The sequence below is a fragment of the Streptomyces sp. NPDC060000 genome (assembly GCF_042737375.1).
Lineage (GTDB): Bacteria > Actinomycetota > Actinomycetes > Streptomycetales > Streptomycetaceae > Streptomyces.
Genome location: NZ_JBHWUU010000010.1, coordinates 89,330 through 108,504, shown reverse-complemented (window position 1 = coordinate 108,504; position 19,175 = coordinate 89,330). Strand labels below are relative to the sequence as shown.

Here is a 19,175-nt window from a genome sequence, read left to right as displayed (position 1 = left end):
CGTCCCGCCTTATGGATGGAGGAAGACCATGTCCGTACCCGCGCCCGTGGACCACCTGGTCCCGCACATCTCGACGATTCCGGCGAACGAGGGCGACACCGTGAACCTCTTCGTCCGGGAGTACGACGGCACCCACGGCAACCAGCCCCGCTCACCGGTGCTGATGCTGCACGGCAGAAGCGTGCCGGTGCTCGCCGGGTACGACCTCCCCGGCCCGGACCTCGCGTACAGCTGGGCGAAGAAGCTCGCCTCGCATCACTACGACGTGTTCCTGATGGACCTCCAGGGCAACGGACGGTCGCCACGTCCGAAGATGGACGAACCCCGCAACGCCAACCCCGCGCAGCGGGACGTGCTGTCCCCCAACCCCCTGCCGACCCCGTACCTGGGCTCACCCCTGTACCCCCACCAGCTGGGCAACTCGCAGAGCGAGTGGGCCGAGCTGGCCACGGTGGTCGGCTTCATCAAGACGCGCCCCCGGATGACCACCCCGATCGACTTCATCGGCTGGTCCGCGGCCGGGCCGGTCATGGGGCCCTACACCCTCCAGCACCCCGAGAACGTCAAGAGCCTGTTCCTGCTCGCCCCGATCTATCCCCCACTGGGGCGGTGGTCGGAGGACGCCACGAAGCCCTTCGGGCGCCCGACGGAGGCCGCCACACTGCCCGTGTCCCTGCCTGCCGCCACGTTCGGCTTCCCCATGCACGTCAACAGCAAGGCCGTCTTCAAGTCCGCGTGGGACCGCGAGCAGGGCAGCCCGTTCCAGCGGGATCCCGACATGGTGGACAGGGCGTGGGCCGAGATGATGGCCAACGACCCCGTCGGCAGCACGTGGGGTCACGAGCTGTCACCGGGCGTCTTCGAGGGCATCCACCGCTACCGCAACTCCTACTGGTGGGGCTGGAACAACCAGACCGCGCCGTTCCAGAACCCACCGGGCACCTACGTCCTCGGTGACCGGGTGCCCCTCGTCATCGTCCACGGTGACCTGGACAGGACGGTCAACACCCCGGAGACGTCACCGGTGCCGCCGGTCCTGCGCTTCTCCGTCCCGGCCCTCTACGCGGCCGTCAAAGGCCCGAAGAAGCTGATGTTCCAGCTGGAGGGCGCCGGCCACTCCGTGGTGTGGGAGCACGCCGCCGAGGTCGTGCACGAGATCTCGAAGCACTGGCTCCAGAACAAGAACAAGGTGTGGGGCCACAGCAGCGGCAGCTTCTACCGGACCGCGGACGGCGAACTGGTCCCGCTGCCCTGATGCCGGGACCGGCCCCGCCTCACAGCAGGAAGTCCCGGCCGATCCGTTCCGCGACCCGTTCCAGGATCGGGCCTGCGTCCGAGATGCACTTGCCGATGTCCGGTTCGACGTCGGTCAGCGGATACGCACGGCGGATTCCGGCCCGGCCCAGCGACACCGGCGGCAGGGCGAGACGGCCGCAGACGGCGACGACCTCCTTACCGGCCGCCCGGGCGGCCGCGGCCACGCCCGCCGGGGCCTTGCCGTGCAGGGTCTGCTCGTCGAGCGACCCCTCACCGGTGATCACCAGCTCGGCCCGCTCGAGGGCCGACGCGAAGCCCAGCACGTCGAGCATGACCTCGATACCGGCGCGGAACCGGGCGCCGATCAGCAGCGCGCCGTAGCCGATGCCGCCCGCGGCGCCCGCGCCCGGTGCGGCGGCGCACTCCGCCGCCTTCGACCCGACCTCCGTCTCCAGCACCCGCACGTAGTGCGCGAGCGCCGCGTCCAGCGTCTCGACGTCGTCCGGCGAGGCGCCCTTCTGCGGCCCGTACACCGCCGGTGCGCCCTTGGGGCCGGTCAGCGGGTTGTCCACGTCGCTGGCCAGGACCAGTGCCACGGAGGCCAGCCGGGGGTCCAGCTCCGACAGGTCGGCGCGGGCCAGCTCCGCGAGGCCGCCGCCACCCGGGGCCACCGGCTCGCCGTCCACGTCCAGGAACCGCGCGCCGAGCGCCGACAGCATGCCCGCGCCGCCGTCCGTGGTGGCGCTGCCGCCGACCCCGAACACGATCGTCCGCACGCCCGCGTCCAGTGCGGCCCGCAGCAGCTCGCCCGAGCCGTACGTCGACGCCGTGAGGGGGGCGAAGACACCGGCCGGGAGCCGTTGCAGGCCGCTCGCCTCCGCCATCTCCACGACCGCGGTGTCGCCGCGTACTGCGAACGCGGCGGTCACCTCCTGCCCGAGGGGCCCGGCGACCCGGACCTCCCGGCGTTCGAACCCGGCCGCGACCGCCGCGGCGACGGTCCCGTCACCGCCGTCGGCGACGGGCAGGGCCTCCACCTCGATGTCCGCCACGACCCGGCGCAGGCCCGCCGTCACCCGCTCGGCGACCTCCACGGCCGTCAGCGAGCCCTTGAACTTGTCCGCGGCCACGAGCACCCGTCGGGTGCCCCGCGCTGGAGCGTCCGTCACCTTGCCATCCCCTTGCTTGCCGGGCCCCGCGCACGTCAGGGCCAGTCGCGCCGCTGTGACCTTAACCGCATGGCGCCCCCGGCGTCATGCGGTGCCCGGCTCCTGGAACAACCCCGAGCGGCTCCTGTGGGGCCGCCGGCCCTTGGAGGCCCGTCGGCTGGGGCCGGCCCCGAAATGGCAGGGACGAGGAGGCCCCGGGGCACAGGTGCGGGTACCCGTGGGCCCGGCTCGAGGGGCACGCAGGCGTTCCGCCGACGGGTTCTCGCGTTCCGCGGGCGACGGTTCCGTGGACCGGGTGCTCGGCCCGGAGCGGCCACCGCTGGCGGCGTACGTGTACGACGGCGGGGTCCTCGGCGCGGACGACCCCAAGGCGATCCGGCTGCAGGAGACAGAGCTGCTGTGGTCGCGCACGACCGGTTCGACGGCGTCCTGGGGAGTAGTAGCTGCTCGCCATGGAGTGCGCACGAGGCCGAATTGGCCCGATCGCGTGCTGGTCGGCTTCCGGGCTTGCGGTGCTCTGGGCCGTCTGGGTTGACGTGGCTGTGCGATCTGGGACTCCGGGTACGGCGTCAGCGTGCGGGGCACCCGCTCCACCAGAGGACGGTTCAGGGCCTCCCCGTCGTCTCTGGCCGTACCCACCTGGCCGGGTCGCACGGGGAACCGCCCTCCCGGGCCCGGACCACGTACAGGATGCGTGTCGTCGCCTCGGGGTCGAGTACGCCGGAGACCAGTTCACCCAGGAGCGTTCGGGCCGCGCGGCTGAACGGACTCACTCCCGCTCAGTCTTCAGGAACGGTTGCCCACACCGGTGAGCACCATGACCTCGACGACGAGTTCGGCGTCCAGCGAGACAGCGGCCTTGGCCATGCCGGGACCGTAGCACCGGCACGGCAGGTCCGAGAGGACCGGGAAAGCCGCAGAAGATAATCCGGACGGCGATGTCGAGAACCCGTGGTCCGCTCCGTCCCCGCAGTGAACGCGGCCACAATGGGTCGCACCAGGACCGAGGAGAACCACCATGGCCAAGTACCTGCTGCTCAAGCACTACCGCGGCGCCCCGGCCGCGCTCAACTGCATCCCCATGGACCAGTGGACGCCGGAGGAGATCTCGGACCACGTGCGGTACATGCAGGACTTCGCGGCCCGGCTCGAGGGGACCGGAGAGTTCGTCGACGGCCTGGCGCTCGCCCCCGAGGGGACGTGGGTCCGGTACGACGGCGAGGGGCGCCCGCCGGTCACCGACGGGCCGTTCGCCGAGACCAAGGACCTCATCGCCGGCTGGATGGTGATCGACGTCGACAGCTACGAGCGTGCCGTCGAGCTGGCCGGGGAGCTGTCGGCCGCCCCCGGGGCCGGCGGGAAGCCGATCCACGAGTGGCTCGAGCTGCGCCCGTTCCTGGCGGCGCCGCCCACCATCACGGAGTGACCCCTGAGATGAACGAGGCCCTGCTCCGGAGCCTCACACCGAGCGTGCTCGGGATCCTCGTCCGCCGCGGAGCCGACTTCGCGGCGGCCGAGGACGCCGTGCAGGACGCGCTGGTGGAGGCGGTCCGCGTCTGGCCGGCCGACCCGCCGCGGGATGCGAAGGGCTGGCTGGTCACCGTGGCCTGGCGCCGGTTCCTCGACGCGACCCGGGCGGACACCGCCCGCCGTCGGCGCGAGGACCGCGTCGACGAGGAGCCGGCGCCCGGTCCCGCGCCCGCGGCGGACGACACGCTCCAGCTGTACTTCCTGTGCGCCCATCCGTCACTCACGCCGTCGTCGGCGGTCGCGCTCACGCTGCGCGCCGTCGGCGGACTCACCACCCGCCAGATCGCCCAGGCCTACCTGGTGCCCGAGGCGACCATGGCGCAGCGCATCAGCCGGGCCAAGCGCACCGTCTCCTGCGTGCGCTTCGACCGGCCCGGGGACGTCGCCACCGTGCTGCGCGTCCTCTACCTGGTCTTCAACGAGGGGTACTCCGGCGACGTCGACCTCGCCGCCGAGGCCATCCGGCTCACCCGGCAGCTGGCGGCCGCGATCGACCACCCCGAGGTGGCGGGACTGCTCGCCCTCATGCTGCTCCACCATGCCCGGCGCACCACCCGGACCGCGCCCGACGGGGGCCTCGTACCGCTCGCCGAGCAGGACCGCGGCCGGTGGGACACCGGGTCGATCGCCGAGGGGGTCGGGATCCTTCAGGCGGCCCTCGCCCGCGATCGGCTGGGTGAGTTCCAGGCCCAGGCCGCCATCGCGGCGCTCCACGCCGACGCGCCCACCGCCGGGGAGACCGACTGGGTGCAGATCGTCGAGTGGTACGACGAACTCGTGGGCCTGACCGACAATCCGGTCGTCCGGCTCAACCGCGCGGTGGCCGTCGGCGAGGCCGACGGAGCGCGCGCCGGTCTCGCGGCGCTCGCGGCCCTCGACGACTCACTGCCCCGGCACACCGCGGTGGCGGCGTACCTCCACGAGCGCGACGGGGATCCGGCGACGGCGGCACGGCTCTATGCCGAGGCGGCCCGAAAGGCCCCCAACCTGGCCGAGCGCGACCACCTGACCCGCCAGGCCGCCCGCCTCAATTCCCGTGGGAGCGGCCGGGGAACGCACCAGCCGCCGTAGAAAGCGTTCGCCTCCCGGCGAGGGGCCTCCTACCCTTTGGCCCATGGGCAAGCCTCTCGTCGCCATCCTCAGCGGTGCCGGTGTCTCCACCGATTCCGGAATCCCCGACTACCGCGGTCCGAACGGTCTGTGGCGCCAGGACCCCGAGGCCGAGAAGCTCGTCACGTACGAGTACTACATGCGCGATCCGGAGATCCGGCGGCGGTCCTGGCAGCTGCGGCGCGCGAACCACGCCCTGAAGGCCGAGCCGAACGCGGCGCACCGGGCCGTGGCCGACCTGGAGCGGTCCGGGGTGCCGGTGCGGGTGATCACGCAGAACGTGGACGGGCTGCACCAGCTCGCCGGGATGCCCGCCCGCAAGGTCCTGGAACTCCACGGCACCGCACGGAGTTTCGTGTGCACGCGATGCCATGCGCGCGGCCCGATGGAGGACGTCCTCACCCGCCTCGAGGCCGGCGAGGAGGACCCGCCGTGCCCGGAGTGCGGCGGCGTCCTCAAGTCGGCCACGGTGATGTTCGGCCAGCGCCTCGACCCGGTGGTGCTGGGCGAAGCCCTCGCCATCGCCAAGGCCTGCCAGGTGTTCGTCGCCGTCGGCACCAGCCTCCAGGTGCAGCCCGCCGCCGGGCTGGCCGGGGTCGCCGCCGACCACGGGGCCCGGCTCGTCATCGTCAACGCCGAACCGACGCCGTACGACGAGATCGCCGACGAGGTCGTCCGGGAGCCGATCGGGACGGCGCTGCCGAGGGTGCTGCTCGGGCTCACCGGGCCGGCGCGCTGAGCGCACGTCCTGCCTGCGGCCGTGCGGTCGGCGCCCCGGCCCGTCACCCCAGGTAGGCGGGGGCGACGGCGGAGGTCATGAGTGTGCGGGCGGTGCCGCTGCCGTCGGCGGGGACGGTCCACAGGTCCGAGCCGTAGTCGCCGGGGAGGGCGTAGACGAGGGTGGAGTCGTCGGCCCACAGTGCCTGGTCGTCGATGTTGCGCCGCTCGGCGGTCGCGGTCTCCTTCATGGTGCGCAGGTCGAGGACGTACAGCCGCCAGGGGGCGTCGGGCGAGGCTCCCTCGACGCGTTTCTTGTATGCGATCCGGGTGCCGTCGGGCGACAGCGAGGGGCATTCGACGTTGGCGTGCAGGGTGGTGAGGGTGCGGGCCGCGACGTCGCCCCGTACCAGGTGGGTCCGGCCGCCGGTCGCCAGCGTGGCGTAGAAGCGGTTGTCGTCGGCGAAGGTGACACCCCAGATGTTGATGTCCGCGGCACGGTAGGCGCGGCCGTCCCTGAGGATGCGGAAGGTTTCCAGGTTGTCGTCGATCGCCCAGGTCCGGGTGTCGACGACGGCGGTGCGGGTGGAGAAGTTCGTGCCCGCGTAGGAGTCGCCGCTGACGAAGACCGTCCAGGCCACCAGGTGGCCGGAGGGCGAGACGCGGGCGCGGGTGGGGATGCCCGCGGCCGGGAAACGGTGCAGCTCGCGCAGGTGGGAGTCGAGTACCACGGCTCGGTAGGTGTCCTGCAGTGCGCCGTGCACGGCCTGCAGGCAGATGCCGGTTCCGGCCGCCGCGTGGAAACGCAGGCACTTGACGCCCGACGCCGTGCGCGGCCCCTGCGGATCGTCGGCGGGCACGGTGGCGATCTCGTCGCGGTGCGGGCCCCAGGCCAGGTTGCGCACCACCAGCCGGCGGCCGGTCGTCGGCCGGAGGGAGACGGTACCGGTCCGCACCGTCGGACCGTTCGCCTGCTGCTCGTCCCGCAGTCCCGACCGGTGGGCGGCGTACAGCACCGCCCCGGTGCCGACACTCCCCAGCAGCAGCACGGCGAGTGTCAGGATCACCAGGCGCGTGGTTCTGGTCATGTGGGCACCTCATCGGCGGGACGGAGGACGAACGCGGCCACGACGGCGCTGACGGCCAGCGCGCCGGCGGTGACGGCGAGGGCCGTCCGTCCGCCCCACAGGCTCCAGGCCGCTCCGAAGGCCAGCGAGCAGGCGAACCGGGCCAGCGCCTGGCCGGTGCCGACCAGCGCCTGACCGGCGCCCTGGTGCCGGTCCGGTACGGCGTCGGCGGTGGCGGCCGCGAGGACTCCGTCGGTGGCGGCGTAGAAGGTCCCGTGCAGGACGAGGACGGCGATGACGGCCGGGGCACCGTGCCAGGGGGAGAGCACCAGGCCGTAGCCGAGCAGCAGGACGCCGTGACCGGCCAGGAAGAGCCGACGGCTGCCGGCGCGGTCGGCGAGTGCGCCGAGCGGAAGGGCGAGCAGCAGGAAGACGGCGGCGGTGCCCAGCGGCAGCAGCGGGAAGAGATGGGCGGGCAGGTCCCCTTCGCGCTGGAGCAGCAGATAGAGGAAGGAGTCGCTGACGGTGGTCAGGCCGAGCAGGGTCGCGCACCCGGTGAGCCTGCGCAGCTCCGGGCGGCGCAGCAGCCCGAGCGCGTCCCGCAGCCCCGGCCGGGCCGGTTCGGGCAGGTGTACGGGGCGGGCGGGGGTGATCTGGCGGGGCACGAAGAGCACCAGTACCAGGACCCCGAGCACGGCGAAGCAGCCGCTGACCGCGAACACCGCGTCGTAGCCGTCGACGGTGGCCCGGAGCACGGCGAAGGCGACGAGCGGGCCGAGCAGCGCGCCGGTGGTGTCCATGGCACGGTGCACCCCGAACGCCCGTCCCCGGTTCCGGGGTTCGGTGGCCAGCGAGATCATCGCGTCCCGGGGAGCGGTGCGCAGCCCTTTGCCGGTGCGGTCGGCCGCGAGCACGGCGCTGATCACGGGGAGGGTGTGGGCGAGCAGCAGCAACGGCTTGCACAGCGCCGACAGGCCGTAGCCGAGGCCCGCCACCACCTTGTGACGGCGGCCTCCCCGGTCGGCGAGATGGCCTCCGGCCAGCCGGACCAGGGCCCCGACGCCGTTGTTGATGCCGTCGAGGACCCCGAACCCCAGCGGCGACAGTCCGAGCCCCGCGACGACGTAGAGCGGCAGCACGGCCGTCACCATCTCCGAGGAGACGTCCGTGATCAGGCTGACGGCGCCCAGGGCCAGTACGGTGCCGGGCACGGCGGCCGACCGCCGCCCCGGACGGGAGTCCGGGGCGGCGGGGGCGTCGGTGCCGCGGGAGTCCGCGAGATACACCGGCGTCAGTTCCAGATGCCGGTGATGTCGGACGCCGAGGCGGCGTTGCCCGCGTGCGCGCTCAGACCGGCCAGGTCCTCCACGGTCCGCAGGACGTTGTAGTGGTTGTAGGTGGTCGAGCTGGAGCTGCCGGGAGTGACGTGCTGCCCGTAGAGGACGGTGGGGATGCGGTTGCCGGACAGCTTGTTGTCCTCGTCGAAGGTGACGGCGAGGATGCTGTTGTGCGTCTTGGCCCAGGTGGCGTAGGCGCCCAGGTTGTTCTTGATCCAGGTGTCGCCCGTGGAGACCGAGCAGTCGTGCATGTCGCTGCACAGGTTCGGGACGACGAAGGAGACCTTGGGCAGGGTGGTGTAGTCGGTCGGGAACTGCGTCATGGTCTTGGCGGTGCTCGTCGGCACGTTGGAGAAGCCGAACCACGGGTTGTGCTTCTGCGCGTAGTTGCCGCTGCTGCAGGTCGTGGAACCCTGGCTGGGCAGCGACTCGTTGTAGCTGGCCCAGGTCTTGCCGGCGGCGATCAGCTCCGAGGCGAGATTGGGCGCGGAGAGGGAACCGACCGGGACGCAGCTGTCGTCGGTGCGGCCCTGGTTGGAGCCCGAGAACAGCATGTAGTAGTTCGGCTCGCTGGGGTGGGTGAGGCCGTAGGACTGGGTGAGGTCGGCGCCACCCGCCTTGAGGGTGTTGTTGAGGTAGGGGGCGCTGGAGCTGCCTATCACCTGTGAGTAGGCGTGGTTCTCCATCACCACGACCACCACGTGGTCGGGGGTCGGGAGGGCCGCGGCCTGAGCGGCGGGGGCCGTCGCGGCCCACACGCCGATCGAGGCGGCGGTGAGGGCGACGGCCCCGGTGAGTGCGGCGAGGGGGCGCCTGTTGCGCTGGGAAGCCTTGACGGCGGCCATGACTGTCCTCCGGACAGAAGTGACGGACGTGCGGGGAAGCGGCGCCGCCACCCTAGGACCCCTGGACCGGTCCTGGGTGAAGCCCGGACGAACGGCCGGCCCCGCCGGGCAAAGTTCACACCAGGCACAGGTCACGCGCAGGGAAAGCCCGAGGTCGCACGCCGCCGCCCGCCCCCGTCTAGACAGGGGGTCCTGGCAACTCGAGCTGGAAGAGGGTCCCTTCGCCCGGAGCGGTGCCGCCCTCGAACTCCAGCAGGCGCTGCTTGCGGTCCAGTCCGCCGCCGTAGCCGGTGAGGCCGCCGCCGGCACCGATCACGCGATGGCAGGGCACGATGATGCCGATGGGGTTCCTGCCGTTGGCGAGGCCCACCGCGCGGGAGGCGGCCGGACTGCCGAGCGCTGCGGCCAGTTCGCCGTAGGTGCGGGTCTCGCCGTACGGGATCCCGCGCAGTTCGGCCCATACGGAGCGCTGGAACGGTGTGCCGTCCAGGCGCAGTTCGAGGCCGAACTCCTTCAGCTCGCCCGCGAAGTAGGCTTTCAGCTGTTCCTCCGCGTGCCCGAAGAGGGTGTCGTCGCGGGGGCCGAAGTTCTCCTCGGTCGGACGGTGGCGCTGCCCGCTCATGTAGAGGCCGCACAGGACGCCGTCGTCGGCGACGAGGGTGAGGGGGCCGTACGGGCTGTCGGTGATCGTGTGCTGTTTCACTGAAGGTCCTCACGCGGGCAGGAAGTTGATCGGATGGCTGTCGGTCGCCCACAGGTACTGGACGGCGTACGCCCGCCAGGGGCGCCAGCCCGCGGCGCGGGCCGTGAGCGCCGCCGGGGTGGAGGGCAGGCCCAACTCCCGTGCGGCGCGCCGGACTCCGAGATCGGTGGGCAGGAAGGCGTCGGGGTCGCCGAGGGCGCGCATCGCGATGACGTCGACCGTCCACGGTCCGAAGCCGGGCAGGGCGAGCAGCCGGGCACGCGTCTGCGGCCAGTCGCTCTCCACTCCCAGGTGCAGTGTTCCGTCGGCCAGCTGTCCGACGAGGGTGGTGAAGGTGGTGCGGCGGGTGCGGGGCATGGCCAGCGTCCCGGGATCGACGGCGGCGAGCGCCTCGGCGGTCGGGAAGAGGTGGGTGAGGCCACCCTCCGGGTCGTCGACCGGCTCGCCGTGCGCGGTGACCAGACGGGCCGCGTGGGTGCGGGCCGCCGCCGTGGAGACCTGCTGCCCCAGCACTGCTCGTACGGCGAACTCCGCCTCGTCGACCGTACGGGGCACCCGGCGGCCGGGGGCCTTGTCCACCAGGGGCGCGAGCAGCGGGTCCGTGCGCAGCTGGTCGTCGACGGCGACCGGGTCGGCGTCCAGGTCGAGCATGCGCCGGCAGCGGCTGATCGCGACCGTGAGGTCGCGCGGGTCGCTGAGGGTGAGGCGGCAGCCGATGTGGTCGGGGTGCGGGGTGAGTGTCACGATGCCGTGCCCGTACGGCAGCCGCAGCGTGCGCCGGAACGCGCCGTCCCGCCATTCCTCGACCCCCGGGACGCCGGTCGCGGCCAGGTGTCCGAAGAGGTTGTCGGGGTTGAGCGGGGCGCGGAAGGGGAGGCGGAGGGCGAGCGTGCCGGGCGTGGCCGGACGGGCCGAGGGGTTCTTCCTCGGGACCCGGGCGCGCAGTTCGCTCGGGGAGAGCGCGAAGACCTCGCGCACGGTGTCGTTGAAGGTGCGGATGGAGGAGAAGCCGGACGCGAACGCCGCCTGCGCCATGGGCAGTTCGGTCGTCTCGATGAGGAGGCGCGCGGTCTGGGCCCGTTGGGCGCGGGCCAGCGCCAGCGGGCCCGCGCCGAGTTCGGCGAGGAGCTGGCGTTCGACCTGGCGGGTGCTGTAGCCGAGGCGGGCGGCGAGTCCGGGCACGCCCTCGCGGTCGACGACGCCGTCGGCGATCAGCCGCATGGCGCGGGCGACCAGGTCGGCGCGCTGGTTCCACTCCGGGGAGCCCGGTGTGGTGTCGGGCCGGCAACGCTTGCAGGCGCGGAAGCCGGCCTGCTGGCAGGCGGCGGCGCTCGGGTGGAAGACCATGTTCTGCGGCTTGGGCGGCACGACCGGGCAGCTGGGCCGGCAGTAGATGCCGGTGGTCAGGACCGCCGTGAAGAACCAGCCGTCGAACCGCGCGTCCTTCGACTGCACGGCGCGCACACAACGCTCGCGATCGGTGTACATCCCGTTCTGCATACGTCCAGCATCGCCTCGTGGCCGAGGCTTCGCTGGCGAGAATCCGACATCGCCCTCGTGGGCCACGCACCGCTCACCGGCTCGGCCTCAGCGACGCCGGTACCGCCGGGCGGCCCTCCGCGACGCCGGGTTCACCCTCCTTCCGCCGTCCGGCCCGCCCCCTCCTGCCATGTCACCAGCGACCAGATCACGAACACGTCGATCGCCATGACGACGATCGACCAGAGCGGCTCGTAGGGCAGGAAGAGGAACTGGGTGACCAGGCTCAGCGCGGCGAGGAAGATGCCCGTGAAGCGCGCCCAGGCCAGGCTCTTGAGGAGGGCCGCGCCGGTCGCGGCCGCGAGGATGCCGAGGACGAGATGGATCCAGCCCCAGCCGGTGAGGTCGAGTTCGTAGACGTAACTGCCGACGCGTGCGTAGATGTCGTCTCCGGCGAGGGCCGCGATGCCCTGGAGGACGGCGAGCACCCCGCTGCACAGCATCAGGACGCCGGCGAAGGCGACGCCGTCGGTCCTGCTGTCGTACGCGGTGGGCCGGGGCGGACCGCCGCGCGGAGTGGACCAGGCGGTGCCGATCTCGCCGTGCGGCTCTCCGGTCGGGGAGTGCGAGGTCATGCGGGGCTGTCCTTTCGGCGGGGCCGGGTCGCGAGGAAGTCGACGACGCCGAGCGCGAAGAGCAGGGCGAGGGCGAGGCCGACCACGACCCAGCCGGTCGGGTACGGCCACAGGAGAAAGGCCAGGACGGCTCCCGCGGCCAGGATCCAGGTGATCCAGCGGCGGTAGCGGTCGACGAACGGGCCGACGGGGCCGGTGCGCAGTCCGGCGTGATCGGCGGTCGCGCGCACGGCGCCGATGCCCGAGTGCCACAGCCGCCGCACCAGGGCGGCATGGCGGCCGGGGCCGGTCAGCCAGGCGGCGAGGGCGATCACCACGCCTAGGGCGACCACCGACCGCACGGAGGTGCGCAGGAAGCGGATGAGCGTGTCGTACAGGGAACCGGCGGCGGGCTGGGAGACGCCGGCCGGGAGAGCGTCCAGGTAGACGACCCGGAAGACGGTCAGCGCCACGCCCAGGAGAAGGGTGGCGAAGGCGAAGCAGAGCGCGGCGACGATCAGGACGCGGCGGCGGTGGGCCGAGATCAGGACGCCGGCCGCCACCAGCAGGACCGCGACGACGGGCAGCCAGAAGCCGACCAGTTCGAGCACCCGGAAGTAGGTCTTGACCTTGCCGATGTCCTTGGACTCGACGATCGTGAAGTCGGTGTGGATCTCGGGGATCTTCCCCGCGACCGTCATTCCGGAGTCGACGAGGCGTTGCTTGACCTGGTCGACGACCGGGGCGAGGTCGAGTGTCACCGTGTCGTTCTTGATCTTCACCGCGCCGCCGCCGCTGCCGGTCAGGGCCTTGTCGACAGCACTGTGGATTCTGCGGTTGGCGTCGGTCCAGATCGTCTGGAAGGCGTCGGAGGCCATGACCGCCTGCGCCTTGTCGTGCACGAAGCTGCGGACGGCGCCTTCGAGCGAGGGGCCGAGCTTGCCCAGGGCCTTCTCCAGCAGAGGGCGCTGGGCCGGGGCGGCGTCCTGGAGGAGTGCGGTGAGGTCGAGCCGCTCCATCAGCGCGTTCGTGACGCGGTTGGCGGCAGCGTTCTGGATGTCCTTGTCCGAGGCCAGCGGGCTGACGGTGTCGACGTAGCGGTCGGTGTCGCCCACGATGCTGGAGGTCCAGGCCGCGACCAGGCCCAGCGGGGCGAGGACGCAGCCGAGGACGATGAGGACGACCGCGACGATCGAGCGGACCCGGTGGTGCGTCGGGCGACGGGCTCGCTCGGCCTCCAGGGCCGCGATGCGGCCCCTGAGTGCCTCCAGCTCCGCGTCGTCGGGTACACCGCTTTCCGGCATGGCGGACTCCCTCGCCGTCGGTCCGGTTCCGGCCAGGGGCCGGTCCGGTGGGGTACCAGCTCATCCCGGACACGTGGCGGCGGCGAGCGAGGCGGGTCCGTCCGGGTGAACGAACCCGCCCCGTGCGGGGAACTACATGTTGATCATGTGACCGGCCAGTCCGTGGACGGCCTCCTTGACGGCCTCGCCCAGCGTCGGGTGGGCGTGGACGTTGCGGGCGACCTCGTGGACGGTGAGGTCCCACTGCTGGGCGAGGGTCAGTTCGGGGAGGAGTTCGGTCACGTCGGGACCGATCAGATGGCCGCCGATGAGCTCGCCGTACCTGGCGTCGCTGATCAGCTTCACGAAGCCGGTGGTGTCGCCGAGGCCGTGCGACTTGCCGTTCGCGGTGAACGGGAACTTCGCCACCTTGACGTCGTACCCCTTCTCCCGCGCCTGGGCCTCGGTGTAGCCGAAGCTGGCGATCTGGGGCTGGCAGTAGGTGGCGCGCGGGATCATGGCGTAGTCCAGCTCCATGGTCTCCGCGTCGGCGAGGGTCTCGGCGGCGATGACGCCCATGGCCTCGGCGGCGTGCGCGAGCATGAGCTTCGCGGTGACGTCGCCGATGGCGTAGATGTGCGGGACGGAGGTCCGGCAGCGGCCGTCGACGTCGATCGCGCCGCGCTCGGTGACCTTGACGCCCGTGTTCTCCAGGCCGTAGCCGGTCACGTTCGGGGCGAAGCCGATCGCCTGGAGCACCTTGTCGGACTCCAGGACCCGCTGGGCGCCGTCCTTGCCGGTGACCGTGACGCGGACCTGCGGGCCGGACTCGTCGATGGATTCCACCCGGGTGGAGGTGAGCACGTCGATGCCCAGCTTGCGGTACTGCTTGGCCAGTTCGGCGGAGACCTCGGCGTCTTCCAGGGGCGCGACCCGGTCCAGGAACTCGACGATCGTGACCTTCACGCCGTAGTTGTGCAGGACGTACGCGAACTCGATACCGATGGCGCCGGCGCCCGCGATGACGATCGAGCGGGGAAGGTCGTCGGCGAGGATCTGCTCCTCGTACGTCACCACACGGGCGCTGCGCTTGGTGCCGGGGAGCAGCTTGGGGGTGGCGCCGGTGGCGATGATGCACTGGTCGAAGCCGATGGTGCGGGTGTCCCCTTCGTAACCGGCGACCTGGAGGGTGTGGTCGTCGACGAAGGTGCCTCGGCCGTCGATCTCGGTGATCTTGTTCTTCTTCATCAGGTAGTGGACGCCCTTGACCCGGCCGTCGGCGACCTTGCGGCTGCGGCTGTACGCCGCTCCGTAGTCGAAGGAGACCTGTCCGTCGACCTTGATGCCGAAGGTCTTCGCCTCGTGGGTGAAGATGTGGGCGAGTTCGGCGTTGCGCAGCAGGGCCTTGGTGGGGATGCAGCCCACGTTGAGACAGACGCCGCCCCAGTACTTCTCCTCGACGACGGCTACGCGCTTGCCCAACTGGGCGGCCCGGACCGCGGCGACGTAGCCGCCCGGACCGGCGCCGAGGACCACGACGTCGAAGCGTTCGTCCTGCTCGGTCATGGGTTCGTTTCCTTTTCCGTCGAGTGCGTTACGGGTGATGCGTGCTGGCGTTGTCGATTCTCGCGCGCCGACGGGGAGAATGCGTGAGTGATCGAACACTGCTGTGCGGAGATGACCCTCCAGGCGGACCGGAGGTGCGGGGCGCACCCCGACGTCTTCGCCTGCCCGGACGCGCTGGTGCGGTTCGAACCGAAGTTCCTGGAGTACGGACTGATCGTCCACGACGGAGGGTCCGCCTGCCGCGAGATCGCCTTCTGCCCGTGGTGCGGCGCACGTCTGCCGGAGTCGCGGCGGGACCGGTGGTTCGACACTCTCGAGGCGCGCGGTATCGACCCCTGGGAGGACGATGTGCCACCGGAGTTCGAGGACGGCCGGTGGCTGCGGGAGGACCCGACCGGCCTGGCGTCAACCGGGGAGGACGCCCCGCGCGCCCGCTGAGGCCGCGCCCCCGGCGGTACGGGTACGGTCCGGCCGCCAAGGCCGTGCCCGTACCCGTGTCGCCGGCGGCGGTGGGAGCGGTTATCCGGAGGTCGACGTCGGACGGCGTGACGCGGCTGTCGCCCTGTCGATGCCGGTCAGCGGCCGGAGCCGGTAGGTGTACGCGTAGTCGCGGTCGGCGAAGAGCTTGTACTCGTCGTGTGTGTGCGCGCCCCAGCTGTTGTCACCGCCGACGCCCATCTGCCGGTGGTTCAGGCGCAGTACGACCTCCTTGCGGGGCGTGAGCTGGTAGTCGTGGCGGGCGCCGACGGACAGGTCCTCGGGCGTGAAGTGCGAGGCGTTGAACTCCAGCAGCGGCTCGCCGGAGACCAGCAGACCGGTGCCGTCGCGGTCGGTGAGGGCGACCCAGCGGACGTCGGTCCTGTTGCCGTTCTCCTGGGGTCGCAGATAGGAGGTCCCCTGCCCGGTGACGGTGCCGGAGTAGCGGCCCACGTCGGTGGCGTCGTTGCGGTCCCAGTGGTTCTCCTCGGGGCCGCGGCCGTAGTAGTGCAGCTGCTCCAGGCGGGCGGGCAGGAGCAGCAGCGTGCCGACCTCCGGGATGTACGGCAGCGAGGCGGCGCCCGGGTGCAGGGTGTTGTCGACCTTGATCTCGCCGTTCCCGAACACGGTGTAGGTGGTGGTGTACGTCGACTCCGTCGAGGTGGGCAGGGTGCCGGCGACCTCGATCTCGACGGCCCGGTCGCGCAGCGCCCGCACGCCGACGCCGGTCACCGTGCGGCGCGGGCCGGCGTCCCGCCAGGTCTGGTTGCGGGTGTGCTGGCCGTTCCCCCGGTCGTTGTCGGTGGGGGCACGCCAGAAGTTGGGGGCCGGGCCCGAGGAGATCAGCCGGGCGCCGTCGGCCTCGTAGGAGGTGATGACGCCGGTCTTCTTGTCGACGGTGACCGAGAAGTCCTTCCCCGTGACGGTGACCGAGCCGGCGCCGTCCTGGTACCCGAGCGCCGGGACGCGGTCCAGCGGCTCGGGGGTGACGGCGGGGCTCCCGGCGTCCACGGCGAGTTGCTGCCTCGCCACCTCGAAGCCGGCCTTCGCCCACTTCGTCTTCTCCCGGGTGGTGAACGACAGTTGGAGGAAGTACTCCGCGCCCGGCGCCGGCCGGCCCGGGAGCTCGAACGGCACGGTGATGTCCTTGCTCGACAGCGCGGGCACGTCCAGCTGGGCACGGCTCAGCTTTCCGCGCCGGACCACTTCTCCGTCGAGAACGAGTTCCCAACGCCCCTCGAAATCACGGAGGTTGGTGAAGAGGTATTCGTTGGTCAGGGTGAGGGCGGCGCCCGGGGCGAGCAATCCGCCCTTGGCGGGCGCGGCGTGGACGGCCTGGTAGATCCGCTTGACCTCGGCGGACTTGCCGGTGAGTCCGCGGTCGGCGGTGACGATGCCGTCGCCGGAGAAGGCGCCGTCGTTGGGGTTGTCGCCCCAGTCGCCGCCGTAGGCACGGAACGACTTCTCGCGGGGCCGTTTCCGGGTGTGGCCGACGGTGGCGGCGTCGAACCAGAACCGTACGCCGTCGTCGCCGGGGCCGCGGCCCGGCAGGGCCAGTTCGGCGGCGCTCAGTGCCCGGGCGTACACGCGGGCCCGCCGGACGGTGCCGCTGAACTCCCGGGTCGGGTTGTCGACGTCGGTTGCCAGGGACAGCGGCGCGGTGTTGTTCGCGGGACGCGATGTGGTGGTCCGGGTGGCCCGGACCGCGCCGTCGGCATGGAGGGTCAGCGTTCCGGTCGTCGCGTCGAAGACGCCCGCGACATGGTGCTCGGTGCCGGCCCAGTCGTCCGGCAGCGCCCAGCTCGCGGTGATCCACTGGCCGCTGCCGTGGATGAAGAACTCGAGGGTCCGGCCGGTCTGCTTCAGGGCGTACTGGGTGTCGCCCTTGGCGAGGATCGGCTGGTGGTAGCCGGTCACGTGCGGGGTGATCCAGGCTTCCAGCGTGAGGGAGCCGGTGAGGTCCAGCGCTGTGTCCCGGGCGAACACGGTTCCGCCCGAGACGCCCTTGTCACGGGTGAAGGTGCCGCTGGAGGCGATGAGTTCGCCCTTGAGCGCGGCGGGTCCGGCCTCGGTGAACAGCTCGCGGACAGGGGTGGGCCAGTCGAGGGCCTGGTCGACGAAGTCCCAGATCCAGCCGCCCTGGAGCACGTCGTGACGGCGGACCAGGTCCCAGTACTTCTTGAAGTTGCCGCTGGAGTTCCCCATCGCGTGGGAGTACTCGATCATCACGTACGGCCGGGTGTCGGCGGCGTCCTTCGCCCGCTGCTCGACGCGCGCGGGGCTGTCGTACATCTCGGAGCGGATGTCGCTGATCCCCGGGCGGTCGTCGCCCTCGTACTGGATGACGCGGGTGGTGTCGTAGGAGCGGATCCAGTCGTGCATGGCGTTGAAGGTGCTGCCGCCGCCGGCCTCGTTGCCGAGGGACCAGATGACGGCCGAGGCGTGGTTCTTGTCGCGGTGGACCATGTTCTGGGCGCGGGCGACGCAAGCCGTCGTCCACTCGGCGTGGTTGCCCGGGTACTCGTTCCGGATGCCGTGGGTCTCTAGGTTGGTCTCGTCCACGAGGTACAGGCCGTACTCGTCGGCGAGTTCCAGCCACAGCGGGTTGTTGGGGTAGTGCGAGGTGCGGACGGAGTTGATGTTCAGCCGCTTGATGATCCCGATGTCCTCGACGAGGTCGGCGCGGGTGAGGGCCGAGCCGCGGGCCGGGTGCATCTCGTGCCGGTTGGTGCCCCGCAAGGAGACGGGCTTGCCGTTGATGCGCATCAGCCCGTCCTTGAGGGCGAACTCGCGCAGGCCGACGCGGTGGGAGAGGGTTTCGATCACCTTTCCGGCCGGGTCGCGCAGGCGCAGCACGGCGGTGTAGAGATACGGGTGTTCGGCCGACCACAGGCGTGGCGCGGGCACGGCCTTCGCGGCCTGCACGGCCGTCTCCTCCCCGGAGCCGAGCGTGACGGCCTGTTGCAGCGGCCGGGACCACACCGGGTGCCCGCTCGCGTCGTACAGCTGGGTCTCGACGGAGTACCGGCCGGCGCCCTGTCCGCCGTAGTCCCGCACGTTCGCGGTGACCGACAGCTCGGCCGCGCCGTAGTCGTCGCTCAGCGGGGTGTCCAGCCTGAAGTCACGCAGGTGCACTGCCGGTGTGGAGTACAGGTAGACCGAGCGGAAGATCCCGCTCAGCCGGATCATGTCCTGGTCCTCCAGCCAGTCGCCGTCCGAGTAGCGGTAGACCTCCACCGCGATCTGGTTGGTGCCCGGCCTGAGGTGCGGGGTGATGTCGTACTCGGCGGGGTCGTAGGAACTCTCGTGATAGCCGGCCAACTCGCCGTTGATCCATACGTAGTGCGCGGACTTGACCCCCTCGAAGTGGAGGAACGTCCGCCGTCCCGCCCAGCCGCGCGGGACCGTGAAGGTGCGGCGGTACTGGCCCACGGGGTTGTGGCGGGTGGGGGCGGCCGGCGGCTGCGCCTCCTCGCCCAGTCCGTTGGCGCCCCACCAGGGGTAGGTGATGTTGATGTAGATCGGGCGGTCGTAGCCGTGCAGTTGCCAGGCGGAGGGAACGGGGATGGTGTCCCAGCCGCTGTCGTCGACGTCGGTCCGGTGGAAGTCGGGGTCCCGGTCGTCGGGGCGGTCGGCGTGGGCGAACCTCCAGGTGCCGTCGAGGCTCAGCCGGTAGGGCGAGCGGGTCCGGTCGGCGGCGAGGGCCTGGGCGAGGTCCGCGTACGGCATGAGGGTGGTGTGCGGGGCTTCGGTACCGATCCGGAAGACGTCGATGGAGCCGTTCCACTCCGGGGTGCCGTCCGCCGCGACGGCCCGGTGGACGGTGGACGGCGCGGACAGGGCGAGCGCGCCGAGGACGGCCGCCGACCCTTCGAGCAGACGACGACGGCTGACGGCCGTCCGCAGGGGGTGGTCCGGTTCCACCCGCTGGGGGCGGTCCGGCCGGTCCATGGACGACACGTGCGGGTGCGACATGACCACGACCTTCCTCAGGACGAACCGTGCGGCTTCGCACGGACGG

The 19,175-nt window shown here is 71.8% G+C and carries 16 protein-coding genes and 1 pseudogene; 6 read left to right on the top strand and 11 right to left on the bottom strand.

From position 1 onward, the window contains the following. Positions 1-28 precede the first annotated feature (28 nt). The gene (locus ACFWBB_RS08385; protein WP_385268425.1) at positions 29-1,255 is read left to right on the top strand and encodes an alpha/beta fold hydrolase; all 1,227 of its coding nucleotides are present in this window, start codon (positions 29-31) and stop codon (positions 1,253-1,255) included. Between the two features lie 19 nt (positions 1,256-1,274). On the opposite strand, the gene ACFWBB_RS08380 is transcribed toward ACFWBB_RS08385, so the two are convergent. Continuing rightward, entirely contained in the window at positions 1,275-2,393 is a 1,119-nt protein-coding gene (locus ACFWBB_RS08380) for a glycerate kinase (protein WP_385268492.1), read from the bottom strand. Positions 2,394-2,631: 238 nt separating this feature from the next. On the opposite strand from ACFWBB_RS08380, the gene ACFWBB_RS08375 reads away from it, so the two are divergent. Further along, a complete protein-coding gene (locus ACFWBB_RS08375) occupies positions 2,632-2,961 on the top strand; it encodes a hypothetical protein (RefSeq protein ID WP_385268423.1) in 330 nt (109 codons plus the stop codon). A gap of 260 nt (positions 2,962-3,221) precedes the next feature. On the opposite strand, the pseudogene ACFWBB_RS08370 reads toward ACFWBB_RS08375, so the two are convergent. After that, positions 3,222-3,293: pseudogene (locus tag ACFWBB_RS08370) on the bottom strand (DUF2191 domain-containing protein); the annotation flags it as partial. 151 nt (positions 3,294-3,444) lie between these two features. Here ACFWBB_RS08370 and ACFWBB_RS08365 point away from each other — a divergent pair. Genes ACFWBB_RS08365 through ACFWBB_RS08355 form a run of 3 tightly spaced genes read left to right on the top strand, consistent with a single transcriptional unit; the run spans position 3,445 to position 5,805 of the window. Continuing rightward, positions 3,445-3,852 (top strand): YciI family protein, encoded by a 408-nt coding sequence (locus ACFWBB_RS08365; protein WP_385268421.1) that lies wholly within the window; start codon positions 3,445-3,447, stop codon positions 3,850-3,852. 8 nt (positions 3,853-3,860) lie between these two features. Continuing rightward, a complete protein-coding gene (locus ACFWBB_RS08360) occupies positions 3,861-5,027 on the top strand; it encodes an RNA polymerase sigma factor (RefSeq protein WP_385268490.1) in 1,167 nt (388 codons plus the stop codon). 43 nt (positions 5,028-5,070) lie between these two features. Then, complete coding sequence (locus tag ACFWBB_RS08355) at positions 5,071-5,805, top strand: NAD-dependent deacetylase (RefSeq protein WP_385268419.1); 735 nt, start codon at positions 5,071-5,073, stop codon at positions 5,803-5,805. Between the two features lie 43 nt (positions 5,806-5,848). Here ACFWBB_RS08355 and ACFWBB_RS08350 read toward each other — a convergent pair whose 3' ends face one another. From ACFWBB_RS08350 to lpdA, 8 genes are all read right to left on the bottom strand, one after another. After that, on the bottom strand, positions 5,849-6,871 hold the full coding sequence (locus tag ACFWBB_RS08350; protein ID WP_385268417.1) for a TolB family protein: 1,023 nt from the start codon (positions 6,869-6,871) through the stop codon (positions 5,849-5,851). Then, positions 6,868-8,136 carry an MFS transporter gene (locus ACFWBB_RS08345; RefSeq protein WP_385268415.1) on the bottom strand — a complete coding sequence of 423 codons (1,269 nt, stop codon included), beginning with the start codon at positions 8,134-8,136 and terminating at the stop codon, positions 6,868-6,870. Before ACFWBB_RS08345 ends, ACFWBB_RS08350 begins: the two co-directional genes overlap by 4 nt. A 5-nt stretch (positions 8,137-8,141) precedes the next feature. After that, complete coding sequence (locus tag ACFWBB_RS08340) at positions 8,142-9,032, bottom strand: alkaline phosphatase family protein (protein WP_385268413.1); 891 nt, start codon at positions 9,030-9,032, stop codon at positions 8,142-8,144. A 178-nt stretch (positions 9,033-9,210) separates the two neighbouring features. Further along, positions 9,211-9,735: a methylated-DNA--[protein]-cysteine S-methyltransferase gene (locus ACFWBB_RS08335; RefSeq protein WP_385268411.1), complete on the bottom strand. Its 525-nt coding sequence runs from the start codon at positions 9,733-9,735 to the stop codon at positions 9,211-9,213. 9 nt (positions 9,736-9,744) lie between these two features. After that, positions 9,745-11,235 carry an AlkA N-terminal domain-containing protein gene (locus ACFWBB_RS08330; RefSeq protein WP_385268409.1) on the bottom strand — a complete coding sequence of 497 codons (1,491 nt, stop codon included), beginning with the start codon at positions 11,233-11,235 and terminating at the stop codon, positions 9,745-9,747. A gap of 131 nt (positions 11,236-11,366) precedes the next feature. Beyond that, positions 11,367-11,849 (bottom strand): hypothetical protein, encoded by a 483-nt coding sequence (locus ACFWBB_RS08325; RefSeq protein WP_385268407.1) that lies wholly within the window; start codon positions 11,847-11,849, stop codon positions 11,367-11,369. Further along, entirely contained in the window at positions 11,846-13,132 is a 1,287-nt protein-coding gene (locus ACFWBB_RS08320; protein ID WP_385268405.1) for a hypothetical protein, read from the bottom strand. The genes ACFWBB_RS08325 and ACFWBB_RS08320 overlap by 4 nt, the downstream gene beginning before the upstream one ends. A gap of 132 nt (positions 13,133-13,264) precedes the next feature. Then, complete coding sequence (lpdA, locus tag ACFWBB_RS08315) at positions 13,265-14,677, bottom strand: dihydrolipoyl dehydrogenase (protein ID WP_385268403.1); 1,413 nt, start codon at positions 14,675-14,677, stop codon at positions 13,265-13,267. Between the two features lie 87 nt (positions 14,678-14,764). On the opposite strand from lpdA, the gene ACFWBB_RS08310 reads away from it, so the two are divergent. Next, the gene (locus ACFWBB_RS08310; RefSeq protein WP_385268401.1) at positions 14,765-15,115 is read left to right on the top strand and encodes a DUF6980 family protein; all 351 of its coding nucleotides are present in this window, start codon (positions 14,765-14,767) and stop codon (positions 15,113-15,115) included. 81 nt (positions 15,116-15,196) lie between these two features. On the opposite strand, the gene ACFWBB_RS08305 is transcribed toward ACFWBB_RS08310, so the two are convergent. Continuing rightward, on the bottom strand, positions 15,197-19,129 hold the full coding sequence (locus ACFWBB_RS08305; RefSeq protein ID WP_385268399.1) for a glycoside hydrolase family 2 TIM barrel-domain containing protein: 3,933 nt from the start codon (positions 19,127-19,129) through the stop codon (positions 15,197-15,199). Between the last annotated feature and the right edge of the window lie 46 nt (positions 19,130-19,175).

Excerpts from the sequence above, each read along its gene's own strand:
- ACFWBB_RS08385 (WP_385268425.1), top strand. The coding sequence starts at position 29 with ATGTCCGTACCCGCGCCCGTGGACCACCTGGTCCCGCACATCTCGACG.
- ACFWBB_RS08365 (WP_385268421.1), top strand. The coding sequence starts at position 3,445 with ATGGCCAAGTACCTGCTGCTCAAGCACTACCGCGGCGCCCCGGCCGCG.
- ACFWBB_RS08360 (WP_385268490.1), top strand. The coding sequence starts at position 3,861 with ATGAACGAGGCCCTGCTCCGGAGCCTCACACCGAGCGTGCTCGGGATC.
- ACFWBB_RS08355 (WP_385268419.1), top strand. The coding sequence starts at position 5,071 with ATGGGCAAGCCTCTCGTCGCCATCCTCAGCGGTGCCGGTGTCTCCACC.
- ACFWBB_RS08350 (WP_385268417.1), bottom strand. The coding sequence starts at position 6,871 with ATGACCAGAACCACGCGCCTGGTGATCCTGACACTCGCCGTGCTGCTG.
- ACFWBB_RS08340 (WP_385268413.1), bottom strand. The coding sequence starts at position 9,032 with ATGGCCGCCGTCAAGGCTTCCCAGCGCAACAGGCGCCCCCTCGCCGCA.
- ACFWBB_RS08330 (WP_385268409.1), bottom strand. The coding sequence starts at position 11,235 with ATGCAGAACGGGATGTACACCGATCGCGAGCGTTGTGTGCGCGCCGTG.
- ACFWBB_RS08325 (WP_385268407.1), bottom strand. The coding sequence starts at position 11,849 with ATGACCTCGCACTCCCCGACCGGAGAGCCGCACGGCGAGATCGGCACC.
- ACFWBB_RS08320 (WP_385268405.1), bottom strand. The coding sequence starts at position 13,132 with ATGCCGGAAAGCGGTGTACCCGACGACGCGGAGCTGGAGGCACTCAGG.
- lpdA (WP_385268403.1), bottom strand. The coding sequence starts at position 14,677 with ATGACCGAGCAGGACGAACGCTTCGACGTCGTGGTCCTCGGCGCCGGT.
- ACFWBB_RS08305 (WP_385268399.1), bottom strand. The coding sequence starts at position 19,129 with ATGTCGCACCCGCACGTGTCGTCCATGGACCGGCCGGACCGCCCCCAG.